Origin of the sequence: Mesorhizobium sp. M0778 (assembly GCF_040320105.1) — a bacterium.
GTDB lineage: Bacteria > Pseudomonadota > Alphaproteobacteria > Rhizobiales > Rhizobiaceae > Mesorhizobium.
The window spans coordinates 272,736-290,666 of sequence record NZ_JAMYPA010000002.1 but is presented as its reverse complement, the minus strand read 5'-3'; the positions used below and the strand labels follow the sequence as shown (position 1 = coordinate 290,666).

Annotated in this window: 16 protein-coding genes, 1 tRNA gene and 1 pseudogene; 7 read left to right on the top strand and 11 right to left on the bottom strand. The window is 62.9% G+C overall.

The genetic code is table 11. The features are described 5' to 3' along the window. Positions 1-79 precede the first annotated feature (79 nt). From thrS to NKI22_RS05160, 4 genes are all read right to left on the bottom strand, one after another. Positions 80-2,053 carry a threonine--tRNA ligase gene (thrS, locus tag NKI22_RS05175; RefSeq protein WP_023720142.1) on the bottom strand — a complete coding sequence of 658 codons (1,974 nt, stop codon included), beginning with the start codon at positions 2,051-2,053 and terminating at the stop codon, positions 80-82. A 168-nt stretch (positions 2,054-2,221) separates the two neighbouring features. After that, positions 2,222-3,037, bottom strand: coding sequence for a class D beta-lactamase (gene blaOXA, locus NKI22_RS05170; protein ID WP_352640621.1), 816 nt, complete (start codon positions 3,035-3,037; stop codon positions 2,222-2,224). Positions 3,038-3,183: 146 nt separating this feature from the next. Next, the gene (yidD, locus tag NKI22_RS05165) at positions 3,184-3,558 is read right to left on the bottom strand and encodes a membrane protein insertion efficiency factor YidD (protein WP_031194332.1); all 375 of its coding nucleotides are present in this window, start codon (positions 3,556-3,558) and stop codon (positions 3,184-3,186) included. A gap of 79 nt (positions 3,559-3,637) precedes the next feature. Beyond that, positions 3,638-3,805 (bottom strand): hypothetical protein, encoded by a 168-nt coding sequence (locus NKI22_RS05160; protein WP_352482166.1) that lies wholly within the window; start codon positions 3,803-3,805, stop codon positions 3,638-3,640. Between the two features lie 92 nt (positions 3,806-3,897). Here NKI22_RS05160 and NKI22_RS05155 point away from each other — a divergent pair. Further along, positions 3,898-4,811: pseudogene (locus tag NKI22_RS05155) on the top strand (LysR substrate-binding domain-containing protein). On the opposite strand, the gene NKI22_RS05150 reads toward NKI22_RS05155, so the two are convergent. After that, positions 4,808-5,254: an iron-sulfur cluster assembly scaffold protein gene (locus NKI22_RS05150; protein WP_023720146.1), complete on the bottom strand. Its 447-nt coding sequence runs from the start codon at positions 5,252-5,254 to the stop codon at positions 4,808-4,810. The pseudogene NKI22_RS05155 and the gene NKI22_RS05150 overlap by 4 nt on opposite strands. Before the next feature lie 240 nt (positions 5,255-5,494). Here NKI22_RS05150 and folE point away from each other — a divergent pair, with 240 nt between their 5' ends. From folE to NKI22_RS05135, 3 genes are all read left to right on the top strand, one after another. Continuing rightward, on the top strand, positions 5,495-6,157 hold the full coding sequence (gene folE / locus NKI22_RS05145; protein WP_352640617.1) for a GTP cyclohydrolase I FolE: 663 nt from the start codon (positions 5,495-5,497) through the stop codon (positions 6,155-6,157). A gap of 10 nt (positions 6,158-6,167) precedes the next feature. Continuing rightward, complete coding sequence (gene hisI, locus NKI22_RS05140; RefSeq protein ID WP_352640615.1) at positions 6,168-6,638, top strand: phosphoribosyl-AMP cyclohydrolase; 471 nt, start codon at positions 6,168-6,170, stop codon at positions 6,636-6,638. 84 nt (positions 6,639-6,722) lie between these two features. Next, the gene (locus NKI22_RS05135; protein WP_352482159.1) at positions 6,723-7,694 is read left to right on the top strand and encodes a patatin family protein; all 972 of its coding nucleotides are present in this window, start codon (positions 6,723-6,725) and stop codon (positions 7,692-7,694) included. A gap of 20 nt (positions 7,695-7,714) precedes the next feature. Here NKI22_RS05135 and recJ read toward each other — a convergent pair whose 3' ends face one another. The 5 genes from recJ to NKI22_RS05110 form a co-directional block, all read right to left on the bottom strand. Continuing rightward, on the bottom strand, positions 7,715-9,499 hold the full coding sequence (gene recJ / locus NKI22_RS05130) for a single-stranded-DNA-specific exonuclease RecJ (RefSeq protein ID WP_352640613.1): 1,785 nt from the start codon (positions 9,497-9,499) through the stop codon (positions 7,715-7,717). A 60-nt stretch (positions 9,500-9,559) separates the two neighbouring features. Next, positions 9,560-10,543, bottom strand: a complete 984-nt coding sequence (glpX, locus tag NKI22_RS05125; protein ID WP_352938390.1) for a class II fructose-bisphosphatase — start codon at positions 10,541-10,543, stop codon at positions 9,560-9,562. Between the two features lie 199 nt (positions 10,544-10,742). Beyond that, positions 10,743-12,056 (bottom strand): homoserine dehydrogenase, encoded by a 1,314-nt coding sequence (locus NKI22_RS05120; protein ID WP_352482155.1) that lies wholly within the window; start codon positions 12,054-12,056, stop codon positions 10,743-10,745. Positions 12,057-12,097: 41 nt separating this feature from the next. Further along, positions 12,098-13,315, bottom strand: a complete 1,218-nt coding sequence (locus NKI22_RS05115; RefSeq protein ID WP_352466981.1) for an LL-diaminopimelate aminotransferase — start codon at positions 13,313-13,315, stop codon at positions 12,098-12,100. A 40-nt stretch (positions 13,316-13,355) separates the two neighbouring features. Continuing rightward, a complete protein-coding gene (locus tag NKI22_RS05110) occupies positions 13,356-13,688 on the bottom strand; it encodes a hypothetical protein (RefSeq protein WP_352482154.1) in 333 nt (110 codons plus the stop codon). Between the two features lie 151 nt (positions 13,689-13,839). Here NKI22_RS05110 and NKI22_RS05105 point away from each other — a divergent pair, with 151 nt between their 5' ends. From NKI22_RS05105 to NKI22_RS05095, 3 genes are all read left to right on the top strand, one after another. Next, positions 13,840-15,675: a PHA/PHB synthase family protein gene (locus NKI22_RS05105; RefSeq protein WP_352495375.1), complete on the top strand. Its 1,836-nt coding sequence runs from the start codon at positions 13,840-13,842 to the stop codon at positions 15,673-15,675. Between the two features lie 326 nt (positions 15,676-16,001). Then, the gene (locus tag NKI22_RS05100; RefSeq protein ID WP_352958276.1) at positions 16,002-17,132 is read left to right on the top strand and encodes a YcbK family protein; all 1,131 of its coding nucleotides are present in this window, start codon (positions 16,002-16,004) and stop codon (positions 17,130-17,132) included. A gap of 172 nt (positions 17,133-17,304) precedes the next feature. Then, a tRNA-Glu gene (locus tag NKI22_RS05095) sits at positions 17,305-17,379 on the top strand. A gap of 121 nt (positions 17,380-17,500) precedes the next feature. Here NKI22_RS05095 and NKI22_RS05090 read toward each other — a convergent pair. After that, on the bottom strand, positions 17,501-17,797 hold the full coding sequence (locus tag NKI22_RS05090; protein ID WP_023678889.1) for a DUF982 domain-containing protein: 297 nt from the start codon (positions 17,795-17,797) through the stop codon (positions 17,501-17,503). Positions 17,798-17,931: the final 134 nt, after the last annotated feature.

Sequence of the window (17,931 nt, the reverse complement as noted above, 5' to 3'; positions counted from 1 at the left end):
TCGCTACACAATTGGCGTGACAAGCATATGAAAATGGCGGTGGAGCGATCCACCGCCATTTCGTTGCTGATTGGCCGGCTCAGGCCGCGCGGCGCTTGCGGTCGGGTGTCACCGCCTCGTCGGAAAGCAGTTTCACGGCGGCCGCGAGGCCAAGCGATTCCTGGTCGCGCGACCCGAGACGGCGGACATTGACCGTTTCTTCCTCAGCCTCGCGCTTGCCGCAAACGACGATGACCGGCACCTTGGCAAGGCTGTGCTCGCGGACCTTGTAGTTGATCTTCTCGTTGCGCAGGTCGGTTTCGGCGATCAGCCCGGCCGCCTTCAGCTGCGCAACGACTTTTCGCGCGTAATCGTCGGCATCGGAAGTGATCGTCGCCACCACCACCTGCAGCGGCGCGAACCAGAGCGGGAAATGGCCGGAATAATTCTCGATCAGGATGCCGAGAAAACGCTCCATCGAACCGCAGATGGCGCGATGCACCATCACCGGCTGCTTCTTTTCCGAATCGGAGCCGATGTAGAAGGCGCCGAACCGTTCCGGCAGGTTGAAGTCGACCTGCGTGGTGCCGCATTGCCAGTCGCGGCCGATGGCGTCCTTCAGCACATATTCGAACTTCGGCCCGTAGAACGTGCCCTCGCCCGGATTTACGCCCGTCTTGATCCGGTTGCCCGACCGCGCCGCGATCTTGTCGAGCACGTCCTGCAGCACGCCCTCGGCGTGATCCCACATCGCGTCGGTGCCGACCCGTTTTTCGGGGCGGGTCGCCAGCTTGACCGTGATTTCGTCGAAGCCGAAATCGGCATAGGTCGACAGGATCAGGTCGTTGATCTTGATGCACTCGTCGGCGAGCTGTTCCTCGGTGCAGAAGATGTGGGCATCGTCCTGGGTAAAGCCGCGCACCCGCATCAGCCCGTGCAGTGCGCCGGACGGCTCATAGCGATGCACATTGCCGAATTCCGCAAGTTTTACCGGCAGATCGCGGTAGGACTTCAGCCCGTGTTTGAAGATTTGGACGTGGCCGGGGCAGTTCATCGGCTTCAGCGCAAACACCCGGTCGTCGTCGGTGTCGTCGCCGGCGACCGTCACCTTGAACATGTTGTCCCGGTACCAGCCCCAGTGGCCTGAGGTCTCCCACAGGCTCTTGTCGAGCACCTGCGGCGCGTTGACCTCCTGGTAGCCCTGCTCGTCCAGGCGGCGGCGCATGTAATTGACCAGGTTCTGGAACATCCTCCAGCCCTTGGCGTGCCAGAACACGACCCCGGGGCCCTCCTCCTGGAAATGGAACAGGTCCATCTCACGGCCGAGCTTCCTGTGGTCGCGCTTCTCGGCTTCCTCCAGCATCGTCTGATAGGCTTCGAGCTGCGCCTGGTCGGCCCAGGCCGTGCCGTAGATGCGCGTCAGCATCGGGTTGTTGCTATCGCCGCGCCAATAGGCGCCGGCGACCTTCATCAGCTTGAAGGCGTTGCCGATCTGGCCGGTCGAGGCCATGTGCGGACCGCGGCAAAGGTCGAACCAGTCGCCCTGCGCATAGATCTTGAGATCCTGATCCTCGGCGATGGCGTCGATCAGCTCGAGCTTGTAGCGCTCGCCCTTGTCGGCAAAGATCCTTTTCGCCTTTTCACGCGACCACACCTCTTTGGTGAACGGCTTGTTGCGCGCAATGATCTCGCGCATCTTCTTCTCGATCACCGGGAAATCGTCGGGCGTGAACGGCTCGTTGCGGGCGAAGTCGTAGTAGAATCCGTTCTCGATCACCGGCCCGATGGTCACCTGCGTTCCCGGCCAAAGTTCCTGCACGGCTTCGGCGAGCACGTGCGCGGCATCATGGCGGATGAGCTCCAGCGCACGCGGATCCTCGCGGGTGATGATTTCGAGCTTGCCTGATTTGCCGATCGGGTCGGAAAGGTCGCGCAACGTGCCGTCGATGCTGTAGGCAACGGCCTTCTTGGCCAGCGACTTCGAGATCGATTCCGCCAGGCCGGCGCCGGTCATCGCCGCGTCGTAGTCGCGGACGGAGCCATCGGGAAATGTCAGGGAAACGGAATTCAGCATTAAATTCTCCTATCCAGTCCCGCAAACGAGCGCGGGTGGTAAAATGCACGTCGCCCAAAACTGCGTAGCGATTTTGGGGTTGCGACTTACATCAAGTAAGAGCCGGATGCGTCCGGCGGCGAGCGGTCTTTTATGGGCAGTTTTCGGCGCCGTAAAGCCGGATTTAGGTCACCCGAGGAGATTCGACAGCTCTTTCAGGAACATCGCCCGCGTCTTGAGCCCCTTCGGCGTGTCGGAACGTTTCGTATCGACTACGAGGCAGGCAAAGACGATCTTGCGAGCATGCTTCTGCGCCCAGCCAACAAACCAGCCAAGCGAGCGCTTGTCGGCATCGTCGCCAAGCCTGGTCGTCCCGGTCTTGCCCTGCACCGTCCAGCCGCCCGCCCGGAAGGTCGGGACAATCGCATTGGTCATCGCATGGGCCTTGTCCGAGACCGGCAGATTCCGCGCCAGCAGCTTGCGCAGGAAATCGACCTGCTCGACCGGCGATATCTCGAGCGAAGAATTCACCCAGGAATGGGTGAGGCCGTCATTCTTGCCGGAATTGCCGGAGACGTCGGTGTTGCCATAGTCCAATCTGGACACATAGCCGGCAAACTGTTTGCTGCCGAGCCGGCGCGTGATCTCGCGTGAGAACCAAAGGACCGAATCCCTTTCCCAGATCGTCGGGTCGACGGTCTTGCGGTCCCGTTTCGGCGCGTTGAACTCCGCTTTGTACTCCCAATTCGGTGTATGCTCGTCGCCCAGGATTCCGGCGTCATAGCCGATCAGCGCCAGCGGAATCTTGAATGTCGAGGCGGGGCTGACGCGCTGATCGCAAACCCCTTGCCGGTACAGCGTCTCGCCGCTCGCGGCGTCGACGATCAGCGTGCATTCGACGTCCCCGAGAGGCGCCGATTGCGCACGGATCGGAAAGCCCAACAGCCACGCCAGGACATAGAGAACCACGGCGAAAACGAAGGGAAGACGATCTATCCGGCGCATTTGGCAATCTCTCCTGAAGGGTATCAGGAGCGGCTTAGCGAGGCGTCTTGTCTCGATTTTGTCTTAAATGCGCTATGTCCGCGCAAGCTGCGGTTAACCCTACCAGATCGTAAACAGCGGTGCGGTTGTGTAACGAACAGTTGCGGTCAACTGTCTAGGTCGCCACGTTTTTTCCCGATCCGCCAGTACCGCCACGGCGCAAACCAGACATAGCGCTCAGCCAGGGTTTCGGGCACGCGGTCGATGCCATGCGTCCCTAACGGCCCGCAGCGCAGCACGCGAAAGAATCCCATCCAGCCGCCGGCCCATAGTCCATGCCGGGCGATCGCTTCGTGCGCGTATTCGGAACAGGTCGGCAGATGCCGGCAGGAATTGCCCACAAAGCCGGACAGCGTCAGCTGGTAGAGCCGGACGAGCGACGTGCCGAAGACGCGGCCCGGCGTCTTGCGCCACGGGCCGGGCCAGTTGCGTCCTTGTCGAATCGGCCTGGCGCCGTGCGCATGCCGATGTTGGCCGACCACCACAGTCTCCGCGTCGCGTTTCCCTTCAGGATAGATGTGCGCATCGGGCCGGGAACGCAATGCCGTTCCGGCAATCCCGTCACTGCCTCGAACGGCGAACCGGGTACCGGTCGGGCGTCGGCTTCCGACATGCGGCGACGCTGGTCGGCGGCCTCCCCTCGCACCAGTCGCCATGCGGTTTCTCGTCATGCCATTGAAATGTCGCGATCCGCACGACATCGCTCAGGATGTTGAGAAACTGGATCATGGCAGCACTCCTTTGAGCACCGATTAGAGCGCCGCTGGCCTTGCTCTTCAAACGAGTATAACGTCGACGTCAGATAACTCTGAGTTATGCGAATGAAGCGCGGACGCCTCCCCCTGACGGCTCTTAGAAGCTTCGAAGCAGCCGGTCGTCACCTGAGCTTCAGCCGTGCGGCCGAGGAGCTTTATGTTTCGCAGGCGGCGATCAGCCGCCAGATCCGCGAGCTCGAAACATTCCTGCGCCAACCTTTGTTCTTCCGCCATCATCGCCGCGTCGAATTGACCGACACCGGCCGGCGGCTGCTCGACCAGTTGGTCAGAAGTTTCGGGGGCATCGACAGGCTGCTTTCGGAATTGACGGCGGCCCGACGCAGTCCGTGGTCCGTGTCAGCGTCGAGCCGTCGCTTGCATCCGTATGGCTGGTGCCGCGGCTCAACCGATTTCGCCAGTTGCGACCCGATATCGACGTTTCCCTTGAGGTCGACCCGAGGTTGATAGAGTTCCGCAGCGATCAGCCTGAACCTGCTCTACGCTTCAGTGCACACGCCACTTCATGGCCACGCAGCGAAGCCGAACAGCTTGCCTCGGTCGTCGATTCACCGGTTCTGTCGCCGGCGCTTCTTGCGTCCGGGCCAGCTCTGGAAAAACCGATCGACCTTGGTCGCTATACATTGCTGCACGAAGAAAACCGTCAGGCTTGGACGCGCTGGTTCGAAGCGGCCGGCGTGACCCCTGAAGCCGTGCCTGCGCGTGGACCGATGCTGGCGGATGCCTCGCTTTCGAAACAGGCAGCCTTGCTTGGACATGGTGTCGCACTGGGCGATCTTTTGCAGATCGGCGAAGAACTTGCGTCCGGCGCGCTGGTCAAGCCTTTCGACATCGACGTTGCGTCCGGCGCCTATTGGCTGGTGGCCAGAAGACTGAATGACCTTTCCGAGCCTGCCAAGGCTTTTGCCGACTGGGTCCGGGCGGAATTCGCCGAAAGCCGGCGTTTTCTTGCCGAGGTTTAGGCCGCCTGTTCCGCCCGCTTCTTCTCGATCTGGCCGATCGCATCGACCACCGCGTCGAAGGTCAGCATGGTCGAGGCGTGGCGCGCCTTGTAGTCGCGCACCGGTTCCAGGTATTTCAGGTCGGCGAAGCGGCCTTCGGGCGGCGGGCCATTTTCCTTCAGCATTTTTAGCATCGTCTCGCGCACGCTGCGCAGTTCTTCCGCGCTGGCGCCGACGACATGCTGCGCCATGATCGAAGACGACGCCTGGCCAAGCGCACAGGCCTTCACGTCATGCGCGAAATCGCTGACGACGCCGTCATCCATCTTCAGATCGACGGTCACTGTCGAGCCGCACAGCTTGGAATGTGCTCGTGCGGTTGCGTCGGGCCGGTCGAGCCGACCGATCCGTGCGATATTTCCGGCAAAACCCAGAATTTTCGCATTGTAGACATCGTCGATCATATTTTTCCAATCCGTCGCCGCCCAGCGAACAGCGATTGCCGCTCTGGCGTCTTCCTTTCGCTCGGCACGAACATATATAATGGTCGTAGTCGGGTATCGACAAGGCGACCGCAAGTCTCGTCCTGCCCAAATCTGTTCACGCCACTTACGGGCTGGAAACCGGGCGAGTTTCTAACACCCGAAAGGTCGTGGTCCGTTCAACTCGTTCCTCCTGAGAGAGGAACTACGGGAGACGCCTTTATGGACGCCGTTATCAAGAAACTCATGCCGCAGTCGGCCTATATGGAAAAGCCGGTCACCGACCGGCCGAGTGAGGCCGAAGTCGAAGCCGCGGTGCGCACCTTGTTGCGCTGGACCGGCGACAATCCTGAGCGCGAGGGCCTGATCGACACGCCGAAGCGCGTCACCAAGGCGTTCCGCGAAATGTTCAACGGCTACGATATGTGCCCGGCCGAGGAGCTTGGCCGCACCTTCGAGGAAGTCGCCGGCTATGACGACCTCGTCATAGTCAAGGACATCACGTTCCACTCGCATTGCGAGCATCACATGGTGCCGATCATCGGCAAGGCGCATGTCGGCTATCTGCCTGACGGCAAGGTTGTCGGCCTGTCCAAGATCGCGCGCGTCGTCGACATCTTTGCCCACCGCCTGCAGACCCAGGAAGCGATGACTGCGCAGATTGCCGGCGTCATCCAGGACGTGCTCAATCCGCGCGGCGTCGCCGTCATGCTCGAGGCCGAGCATATGTGCATGGCCATGCGCGGCATCCGCAAACAGGGCTCCACCACGCTGACCTCGACCTTCACCGGCGTCTTCGAGGATACACCTGAAGAGCAGGTCCGCTTCGTCACCATGGTGCGCGGCGGCGGAACTGATCAGACCCACGCCGCCTTCGCTAAATAGGGACCGGCGAATGTCGGCATTGGAATTTCCGAAAGCTCCATCTGACAAGAAGGTACTCGAGGAAGGGATCGTCCTTTCACCGCGCTTCGATGCCGGCGGCCTCGTCACTGTCGTCGTCACCGATGCCGAAGACGGCATGCTGCTGATGGTCGCGCACATGAATGCCGAGGCGCTGGCGCTGACACTCGAGACCGGTATCGCGCACTACTGGTCGCGTTCGCGCGACGCGCTGTGGAAGAAGGGCGAAACCTCGGGCAATGTCCAGCAGGTCGTCGAGATGCTCACGGATTGTGACCAGGACGCGATATGGTTGCGCGTCAAAGTGCTGGGTCACGAAGCAACTTGTCACACCGGCCGACGTTCATGCTTTTATCGGACGGTGGGGCTGAGCGATGGCAAAGGGACGCTTGCCAGCGACGACAGCAAGCCGCTGTTCGATGCGGAAAAAACGTATCGAAAGCCCAAAACACCATCAGTATGAACCATTCGCAGCACTTCAGCCACGTATATTCATGATTTCGATACGGCCCGCCTGTAGGATGACCGTGGGACAAGGGAGATTGTGATGCTCGACTGGGCGTCATTGCGCAACAGACCTGACGTTCGGGAGGCCAATGGCCTCTCCTCGGCCGCAGGCGCATCCGAAACCAAATCTCCAGGTAAAACAGGGATCTCGCTGGCATTGGGCGGCGGCTGCGCGCGCGGCTGGGCGCATATCGGCGTTTTGCGCGCGCTTGACGAAGCCGGCATCGAAGTGTCGATGATCGCCGGCACCTCGATCGGCGCGCTGGTCGGCGGCTGCTATGTTGCCGGCAAACTTGACGAGCTGGAAGAATTCGCGCGCAGCCTGACCAGGCGGCGCATTTTTGGCCTTCTCGACCTCAATCTACGCGGCAGCGGCCTGTTCGGTGGCATGAAGCTCGACGCACGGCTGCGCGAGCACATAGCCGGCATCCGCTTCGAGGACCTGCCAAAACCGTTCGTCTGCGTCGCTGCCGAAATCCGCACCGGCCATGAAATCTGGCTGTCGAGCGGCTCGTTGAGTACCGCCATGCGCGCCTCCTACGCGCTGCCCGGCGTGTTCGAGCCGGTCGCCTGCAACGGGCGCGTGCTGGTCGACGGCGCACTGGTCAATCCGGTGCCGGTCTCGGTCTGCCGTGCCTACGAGCAGCCGCTCGTGGTTGCGGTGAACCTTCACTACGATCTGTTCGGCCGCGCCGCAGTGATCAAGCACAGCGCAGGCGAGCTGATCGTCGAGAGAGACGCGCCAAGGGGTGGCCACGCCGATCCCGAACGTCAGTCGCGCGAGACGCGGCTCGGCATCACCGGCGTCATGGTCGAAGCCTTCAACATCATCCAGGACCGCATTTCGCGCGCCAGGCTGGCCGGCGACCCGCCGGACATGTCGCTGCAGCCGAAGCTCAGCCATATCGGCCTGACCGAATTCCACCGCGCCGACGAAGCGATCCGTATCGGCTACCAGGCAACGATGGCACAAATCGGCGAACTGACCCGACTGCAGACCGTCCTCGCTTAGGCCGAGCGGTCAGCGAGCTCTCAGGCAAGCGCCGCGTCGACGATACGAAATTGCACCGTGCGGTTGCCGTTCCAGTGATTGCCCGACAGCGAGCCGGCGACGTGCACCGGCTTGCCCCTGTTCTTGAACAGGAATTCGCCGAGCGCAGTATCGACGGCGCGAAAGGCGATCGCCTGGATGCGGCCGCCGCTTTCCGACTGCAGGTCGGCGCGGATGTGGTTGGTGCCGACCGCCCGCGCATCGACAAGCCGGTGACGCGGCAGCGCGAACACCGGCGCGACATGCCCGGCGCCGAACGGCCCTGCCCTCTCAAGCGCATCGAGCAGCGCAAGCGTCGCGCCCTCGGCGGCAAGCGCGCCGTCGATCGCCAGGCTCTCCTCGCCTTGCAGCCGGAATACATCCACCGCCGCACGTTCTTCGAAGAAAGCCCTGAGTTCGCCGAGCTTCGCCCGCTCGACAGTGATGCCGGCCGCCATTCCGTGGCCGCCGCCCTTGACGATCAGCCCGGCATCGGCAGCCTCGCGCACCAGCCGGCCGAGGTCGAAGCCCGACACCGAACGGCCTGACCCCGTACCGACGCCATTGGCGTTGAAGGCGATGGCAAAAGCCGGCCGTCTTGCATGGTCCTTCAGCCGCGAGGCAAGCAGGCCGACAATGCCCGGATGCCAGTTGCTGCTGGCTGTGACCACGATGGCCGGACCATTGCCGCCGGCAAGCTCGGCGTCGGCCTCTGAGCGCGCCGCGGCCAGCATCTCCTGCTCCATCGACTGCCGCTCCTGGTTGAGCCGGTCCAGCGTCTCGGCGATGGTGCGGGCCTCGACCGGGTCGTCGGTTGCAAGCAGGCGGCTACCAAGTGCTGCGTCGCCGATGCGCCCGCCGGCGTTGATGCGCGGACCGATCAGAAAGGCCAGATGGAACGTGCTGATCGGCTCGCCGATACGCGAGACCCGCGCCAGTGCCGCCAGCCCCTCGTTTCTCTGCTGCCGCGCCACCTGTAGCCCCTTGACCACGAAGGCCCGGTTGATGCCGGTGAGCGGCACCACGTCGCAGACGGTGCCCAGCGCCACCAGGTCGAGCAGGCCAAGCAGGTCGGGCGCTGCGGCATCCGGCAGCCGGCTGCGCAGGATCTTCGCCGTCTGTACCAGGCACAGGAAGACGACGCCGGCGGCGCAAAGATGGCCTTGCCCGGAAAGATCGTCCTCGCGATTAGGATTGACGACCGCAGCCGCCGCCGGCAACGGCCCGCCGACCTGATGGTGATCGAGCACCACGACGTCGGCGCCGGCGGCCTTCGCCGCGTCGATGGAAGCAGCACTGTTGGTGCCGCAATCGACGGTGACGATCAGCGTCGCGCCGCGCGAGACGAGTTCGCGCATCGCTTCCGGATTGGGGCCGTAACCCTCGAAGATGCGGTCCGGTATGTAGATCTCCGACGGCACCGAGAAATGTGCGAAAAAGCGCTTGAGCAGCGCCGATGAGGCGGCGCCGTCGACATCGTAGTCGCCAAAGATCGCCACCTTTTCCCTTGCCGTCACCGCCTGGGCGATGCGAGAGGCCGCCTTGTCCATGTCGGTCAGCGATGCCGGGTCGGGCAGCAGGTTGCGGATGGTCGGATCAAGGAACCGCTCGGTCTGCTCGGCAGTGACGCCGCGCCCGGCCAGCACGCGTGCCACGATGTCGGGCACGCCATAACCTTGCGCGATGGCGAGCGCAGCCATGTCCTGACGCTCGGTCAGTCGGTGTTCCCAGGAAACGCCGGTGGCCGACTGCCTGACATCTAGGAAAAAGCGTCTTTCCCCCGTCACGTGACGCGCCGTCTGCAATTTGTCATTGCGCACAATATGCAACGGCTAACTGAGTCGAAATCAAAACTTTTCCAGATCCTGGTGCCTGGCCTTGATTTCGCGCACGGTTCGCGACAACGAGCGTAGCACGATCGTGTGCGTGGTGATGAAATTGCGGCCGAACTTGACGCCGGCCAGCATATTGCCGTCGGTGACGCCGGTCGCGGCAAACAGCACGTCGCCGCGTGCCATGTCTTGCGTGTGGTAGATCCGTTTCGGGTTGGAGATCCCCATGTTCGCCGCGCGCGCCAGCTTTTCCGGCGTGTCAAGGATCAGCCTGCCCTGCATCTGGCCGCCGGTGCAGCGCAAGGCCGCCGCCGCCAGCACGCCCTCCGGCGCACCGCCGGTGCCGAGATAGATGTCGATGCCGGTTTCGTCCGGGTCGGTGGTGTGGATGACGCCGGCGACATCACCGTCGCCGATCAGCCGGATCGCGGCGCCTGTCGCCCGCACGGCTTCGATCAACGCGCCATGGCGCGGCCGGTCGAGGATGCAGGCGGTGATCTCCGCCACCGGCACGCCCTTGGCCCTGGCCAGGCTGGCGATGTTTTCGGCCGGCGAGGCATCGATGTCGATGATGCCGTCGGCATAGCCCGGGCCGATCGCGATCTTGTCCATATAGACGTCCGGCGCGAACAGAAGGCTGCCTTTTTCGGCAATGGCGATGACGGCCAACGCATTGGGCAGGTTCTTGGCGCAGATCGTCGTGCCTTCGAGCGGATCGAGCGCGATGTCGACAGCCGGGCCTTTGCCTGTACCGACCTCCTCGCCGATATAGAGCATCGGCGCCTCGTCGCGCTCGCCCTCGCCGATCACCACCGTGCCGTTGATGGCGAGACGATTAAGCTCCTGGCGCATGGCGTCGACCGCGACCTGATCGGCGGCTTTCTCGTCGCCGCGTCCGCGCAATCTGGCGGCCGCGACCGCGGCGCGTTCGGTGACGCGCACCAATTCCATGGTCAGTATCCGGTCGAGGCCGGCGACAATGTTCTGGGCCACATTCATCGATGGATAATCCTCGTTGGCACTTTGTTTCTATGCATGTCGTTGTCCCAAAACCGCCGCACACTTTTGGGCGACATGCATTAGCCTCCCGCCAGAGACGCGCTTCTTGTGTCAAAGCCTCGTGACAACAGCAAGACCTGCGCTGGACCTTTTTGAAAGCGCAGCAATATCAATCGATTAAAGGCAAAACTTGAGACTGCTATCCGGCCCGCTCGATGCGGATGACTTGCGGCTTGTCGGTCAGAAGGCTGTCCCTGGTGATGCCGTCGACGGCCTTGCGCACCGCCGCCTCGGTCGTCTCGTGGGTGACCAGGATGACTGTCTTCTGTGCCTCGGTTTCCGGCCCTGCGGCATGTTGCACGATCGATTCCAGCGAAATGTCGTTGTCGGCCATGCGTTTGGCGATCGCGGCGAAAACGCCGAGGCGGTCGTGCACGGTCAGCCGGATGAAATAACCGCCGGCATGGCTGCGCATCTGCGCCTTTTTGTAGGGCTTCAATTCCTTCGCCGGCCGGCCGAAGACCGGGCCATGCTGGAAGCCAGGCCGGCTCTTGGCAATGTCGGCAATGTCGCCGATCACCGCCGAAGCGGTGGCGTTGCCGCCGGCACCGGGGCCGGAAAGCAGCAATTCGCCGAGGATGTCGGTTTCGATCGCGACCGCATTGGTGACACCGTGCACCTGCGCGATGACCGAGGCCGTCGGCACCATGGTCGGGTGAACGCGCTGCTCGATACCGCTTTCGGTGCGTTGGGCGACGCCAAGCAGCTTGATCCGGTAGCCGAGATCGCCGGCCGCGCGGATATCGGCCTGGCTGATGTTGGAGATGCCCTCCATGTAGATGTCATTGGCCGCAATCCTCGTGCCGAAGGCAAGGCTGGTCAGGATCGACAGCTTGTGCGCGGTGTCGTGGCCCTCGATGTCGAAGGTCGGGTCGGCTTCGGCATAGCCCAGCCGCTGGGCGTCCTTCAGGCAGGCATCAAAGGACAGGCCCTCGGCTTCCATGCGCGTCAAAATATAATTGCAGGTGCCGTTGAGGATGCCGAAGACGCGGGTCACCGAATTGCCGGCCATCGCCTCGCGCATCGTCTTGATGACCGGAATGCCGCCGGCCACCGCCGCTTCGTAGTTGAGCAGCACGCCCCTCTTTTCCGCGATCTCGGCCAGTGACACGCCGTGCTTGGCAAGCAGTGCCTTGTTGGCGGTGACGACATGGCGGCCGGCCTCGAGCGCCGCCTTCACCGAGGATCGTGCCGCGCCCTCGTCGCCGCCGATCAGTTCGACGAATACATCGATCTCGGCGGTCTGGGCCATCTTGACGGCGTCGTCGAACCACAGTGCTGTGCCAAAATCAACGCCGCGGTCGCGTTTGGGATCGCGGGCCGAGACCGCTGACACGACGATCTCGCGGCCGCACTGCCGCGTCAGTTCCGCCGCTTTGTCGCGCAGCACGCGAGCCACCGACGCACCGACGGTGCCGAGGCCGGCAATTCCAACACGCAACGCTTCAGCCATGTCCGGCGACGCCCCATTCGGTCGATTGATGTGTAGAAAACTCAGCGATGCGCGGCGAGCGGTACGACGTTATTCGGCTGCTTGGCGCTGGATGCGAGGAAGCGCTTGATGTTGCGCGCTGCCTGACGGATCCGGTGCTCGTTTTCGACCAGCGCGATGCGCACGTGATCGTCGCCATGCTCGCCGAAGCCGACGCCCGGCGCCACCGCGACGTCGGCGTGCTCGATCAGGAGCTTGGAGAATTCGAGCGAGCCGAGGTGCTTGAACGGCTCCGGGATCGGCGCCCAGGCGAACATCGACGCCGCCGGTGCGGGAATGGTCCAGCCGGCACGGCTGAAGGCGTCGACCATGACATCGCGGCGTTTGCGGTAGACGTCGCGCACTTCGGCGATATCGGCTCCGTCGCCGTTGAGTGCATGCGCGGCCGCCACCTGGATCGGCGTGAAGGCGCCGTAGTCGAGATAGGATTTCACCCGCGTCAGCGCCGAGATCAGCCTTTCATTGCCGACGGCAAAACCCATGCGCCAGCCCGGCATCGAAAAGGTCTTCGACATCGAGGTGAACTCGACTGCGACGTCGATGGCGCCCGGCACCTGCAGCACCGAAGGCGGCGGATTGCCGTCGAAATAGATCTCGGAATAGGCAAGGTCCGACAGGATGATGATGTCGTTCTTCCGGGCGAAAGCCACCACCTCCTTGTAGAAATCGAGCGAGGCGACCAGTGCCGTCGGGTTGGACGGATAATTGAGAATCAGCGCCAGCGGCTTCGGGATCGAATGGCGGATGCCGCGCTCCAGTGCCGGGATGAAACCGTCGTCCGGTTCGGCCTGCAGCGAGCGGATGACGCCGCCCGACATGATGAAGCCGAAGGCGTGGATCGGATAGGTCGGATTGGGGCACAGGATCACATCGCCGGGGGCGGTGATCGCCTGCGCCATATTGGCAAAACCCTCCTTCGAGCCGAGCGTCGCCACCACCTGGCTGTCCGGGTCGAGCTTCACGCCGAAACGGCGGGCATAATAATTGGCTTGGGCACGGCGCAGGCCCGGAATGCCGCGCGACGACGAATAGCGGTGCGTGCGCGGATCACGCACTACCTCGCAGAGTTTGTCGACGATGGCCTTGGGCGTCGGCAGGTCCGGATTGCCCATGCCAAGGTCGATGATGTCGGCGCCACGCGAGCGGGCACTGGCCTTCAGCCGGTTGACCTGTTCGAAGACATAGGGCGGAAGCCGGCGGACCTTGTGAAATTCTTCCATGGCAGTTCCAGACAGTGAGGTTGCGGTCGCGCGTATAAGCTTATTTGCAATTAGGGTCGAGAGCGGGGTCGCATTTGCCTTCGATCTGCTTCAGCGCCTCGGCGCCGTGTTTTTTTGCCAGCTGGTCCAGCGCAGCCTGGTCCGCGACCTTGACGCCGCCGCCCTTCGCGGCCTGGCCCTGCTCCTCGGCCTTCAGCTGGGCGAGCTTGGCGTTCTTTTCCTCGTCGGTGAATTGCTCGGCCGCCACCTGCGGCGGGATGTTCAGGTTCGGGTAGGAACCGGTGTCCTTCGCCCCGACAAGGCCGGTGGCGGGCGCTGCACCTTCTATGTTGCTGCTCGTGCAACCGGCCATCGCCAGCAGGACGAGCGCCATGCGGCAAAAACGACCAGTGCCGGAAAAAACGTTCGTGCCAATATTAATCGTCATATTGTTTTCCTGGCGGCCGGGTTAGAGCACGTTGGACCCTGTCCGATATCCCATGGTAATATGTCAACAAAACGCTTCGGGAGGAACCCCGCGAACCATGTCCAAAACACCCGATTCGGGCAAAGCGGAAGATGACCAACCTTCGACCGTCGAGCAATATCTGGTTAAGGACCCGGAACGCTTCGCTCTGAACATGGCCCGCATGATCGAGCAGGCCGGCAAGGCCGCCTCGGCATGGGCCGAGCCGCGGGAAAAGGGCGAGGTGCGCGATCATGTCGCCGAGCCGGTCGTCGACATGGTGAAGACGTTCTCCAAACTCACCGAATACTGGCTCTCCGACCCGCAGCGCGCGCTGGAGGCACAGACACGATTGTTTTCCGGCTATATGGCCGTCTGGGCCAATGCCGTTCAGCGCATCGGCGCCGGTGCCGAGGAGACCGAGGATGCGGTCAAGCCCGAGCGCGGCGACAAGCGTTTCCAGGACCCGGAATGGGGCCGCAACGCCTTTTTCGATTTCCTCAAACAAGCCTATCTCGTCACCTCGCGCTGGGCGGCCGAACTGGTCGAGCACGCCGACGGTCTGGACGAGCACACCCGCCACAAGGCCAGCTTTTATGTCAGGCAGGTGTCCAACGCCATCTCGCCGTCGAATTTCATCCTGACCAATCCGGAATTGTTTCGCGAGACCGTCGCCTCGAACGGCGAAAATCTGGTGCGCGGCATGAAGATGCTGGCCGAGGACATTGCCGCAGGCAAGGGCGACCTGAAGCTGCGGCAGGCCGATTACTCACCCTTCGAGATCGGCAAGAATCTCGCCACCACCCCCGGCAAGGTGGTCGGCCGCAGCGACGTCGCTGAAATCCTGCAATACGAGCCGGCGACCGACACCGTGCTCAAGCGGCCGCTGCTGATCTGCCCGCCATGGATCAACAAATACTACATCCTCGACCTCAACCCGCAAAAATCCTTCATCCGCTGGGCGGTCGAGCAAGGCCACACGGTCTTCGTCATCTCCTGGATCAATCCGGACGAGCGGCACGGCACCAAGAGCTGGGAGGCCTATATCAGGGAGGGCCTGCAATACGGCCTCGACACGATTGAAAAGGCCACCGGCGAAAAGGACGTCAATGCCATCGGCTATTGCGTCGGCGGCACGCTGTTGGCGGCAGCGCTGGCCTTGATGGCGCAGGAAGGCGACCACCGCATCAAATCGGCGACCTTCTTCACCACGCAGGTCGATTTCACCTATGCCGGCGACTTGAAAGTGTTCGTCGATGAGGAGCAAGTCGCGGCCGTTGAAAAGGCAATGAGCGAAAAAGGCTATCTCGACGGCACGAGGATGGCGACCGCCTTCAACATGCTGCGCTCGGGCGACCTGATCTGGCCCTATGTCGTCAACAATTACATGCGCGGCAAGGATCCCCTGCCCTTCGACCTGCTCTACTGGAACGCCGATTCGACCCGCATGGGCGCTGCCAACCATTCCTTCTATTTGCGCAATTGCTATCTTGAGAACAGGCTTTCGCAAGGCATGATGGAGTTGGCGGGCCGCACGGTTTCGCTGAAGGACGTCACCATCCCGGTCTACAACCTCGCCTCGAAGGAGGATCACATCGCGCCGGCGCTGTCGGTGTTCCTCGGCTCGAAATATTTCGGCGGCAAGGTCGACTACGTCGTGGCCGGCTCCGGCCACATCGCCGGCGTCGTCAATCCGCCGGCGGCGCAGAAATACCACTACTGGACCGGCGGCAAGCCGGCTGGCGACTTCGACCAGTGGTTCGCCGGGGCCACTGACCATCCCGGCTCCTGGTGGCCGCACTGGCAGCGCTGGATCGAAGCCAGGGACAATACCCGCGTACTGGCCCGCAAACCGGGCGAGCATATGCAAGTTCTAGGCGAAGCCCCCGGCACCTATGTCAAGGTGCGTGTGTAACCATCTGTAATGTGTGGTGAGTTGACGCGCCGCCAAAAGCGGGCGAAATGGTGTCGTCAACCCTGAGCAGCCTTGATTCATCCTCTAGCCGCCAAATTACTTTGAGGCTTGCAGATTTGACACAGGTCTCGTTTCCGGTTCGGGGAACAAGGGTCATTCGACGAGACGTTTCGACGCCGCGCCAATGACGAACCGGTCGGATATCGAGGGGGAATTTTGTTTTGAGATCAGCAGGATCGCGCCTCGCGAAGGGAGAAAGCCGCGCCATTGTGGCGGCGCTTTTCTCGGTGCTTCTGGCGTCCTGCACCTCTGCCGGCGACCCGACCATGTCGGTCGGCATGCCAGGCTATAATGCCTCGGCCACCGAAATCAGCACGGCCGCCGGTGCGCCCCAGGCCAGCACGGCCGCCTCATCGTCGCAGATGACAACCGCACAAATGACGATGAATGCAGAGGGCGACGCCAACCTTCCCGAGCAGGTCGCCTATGTGCCAATGGCTAAGCCAGGGGCCAAGTCCGATGCCGGCTTCCCGATCGCCGTTCCCACGTCGGCCGAGACGATCGCGGGACATTCGCCGCAAGCGCTGCAACCAAACGCCGAGGCGGCTGAACAGGCCAACGCTGTTGCGCAGAACAGTGCCGCCGCCGATGCCGGCGCATCGAAGCCCGATTCCAAGGCCGCCGCGCCGGCGATGAACAACCCGGTCTATGTGACCGCCGCCGAGATGCCGCAGCCACAGGCCTATGCACCGAAGAAAAACTTCCTGGCCTCGCTGTTCAGCGCTACGCCTGCTTCGGCGGCATCGCCGGCCAACAGCAGATCGGGCGGGCAGCCAGCGGTCTTGCAGGCCAAGGCGACGCCCGCGGCAAAGCCCACCGTCACCCTGGCCTCGGCCAACCCGGCTGAAAAGCCGGTGCAGTTGGCATCGGCCGGCGATACTAGCCACTTCACGGCCGATGCGCTGCCCGGCGTGCGCCAGACGGCACTGTTCGAGATCAAGCGCAAATCCGGCCTCGACGATGAGAGCGACGTCGACCTCAACGAGGACGAAGGTTCGGGTGGCGCCTACCAGGTCGCCTCCGCCGCCGGCCTCGCCCGGCTGGCACCCAACGGTCTCCTGAAACAGAACGAAAGCGTCGATGTCGCCTGCTTGAAGCCGTCGCTGGTTCGCGTGCTGAAGACGATCGAAGGCCACTACGGCCGCAAGATGACGGTTACCTCCGGCTATCGCGATCCGGCCCGCAACCGTCGCGCCAACGGTGCCAAGAACTCGCTGCACATGTACTGCGCCGCCGCCGACATCCAGGTTCCCGGCGTCTCAAAATGGGAACTGGCGAGCTATATCCGCACCATGCCGGGCCGCGGCGGCGTCGGCACCTACTGCCACACCGAATCCGTCCACGTCGATGTCGGACCGGAGCGCGACTGGAACTGGCGCTGCCGCAGGCGCGGCTAGGGCGAGGTTCTTCCGCCACTGAAGGCCCTTCGGCGGCGTTGCATCATGCCGCAAAAACCAGCTTGGCTGTCGGAAAGACGCGGTTTGGAGCCAAAGGAAAAAAGTTGTCGCAGCCGGCAGCAGACGGGTTGCCGGTTTGTCGCGACGCAACTATAAGCGCTCACATCTGAGCGCGCCCATCGTCTAGCGGTCAGGACACCGCCCTTTCACGGCGGTAACAGGGGTTCGATTCCCCTTGGGCGTACCAGAGACCTCAAGTACTTAGCACATGCCATCGCTAACGCGCTGCGTAACCTTGCCGGACCACCACTCTGATGAGGATGTCGGCAAAGGCTGCCAGACAAATTGAAGATTATGTCGACGGCTCCCTACGCCCGCAGTCCCCTCGCCTCGCCGCCGCGCTTGCGCGGAACCATCATGTCCCTGGCCAGCAGGCCGCTCACCCGGCAAAAGGCCATGAAGGCCCGCCATGCGTCTTCGGTCTCGACGATGTCCACCGTGGCGCCGAAACAGGCGTTGAACGCGGCCTGGTAGGTTGGCCCCTTCCGGCGGACCGGCCACGTTTGCAGGAAATCGAGCGCCTGCTCGACACTGTAGATTTCCTCGACCGGCTGGCCGGGCACAGGCGCGATCCGCACCGGCACCTCGAATTGCAGTCTGTCCATTCGATCTCTCCCGAACCGACGCCCCCGCCGCAACGCCGTTCGTCGCAAAAAGTTGCCGTGACGGCTAATGCTTGGGCCGACTTCTCGCCTGGAAATGTGTCGTCACTGCGGTAGCCAAATGAACCCGGCGGAAG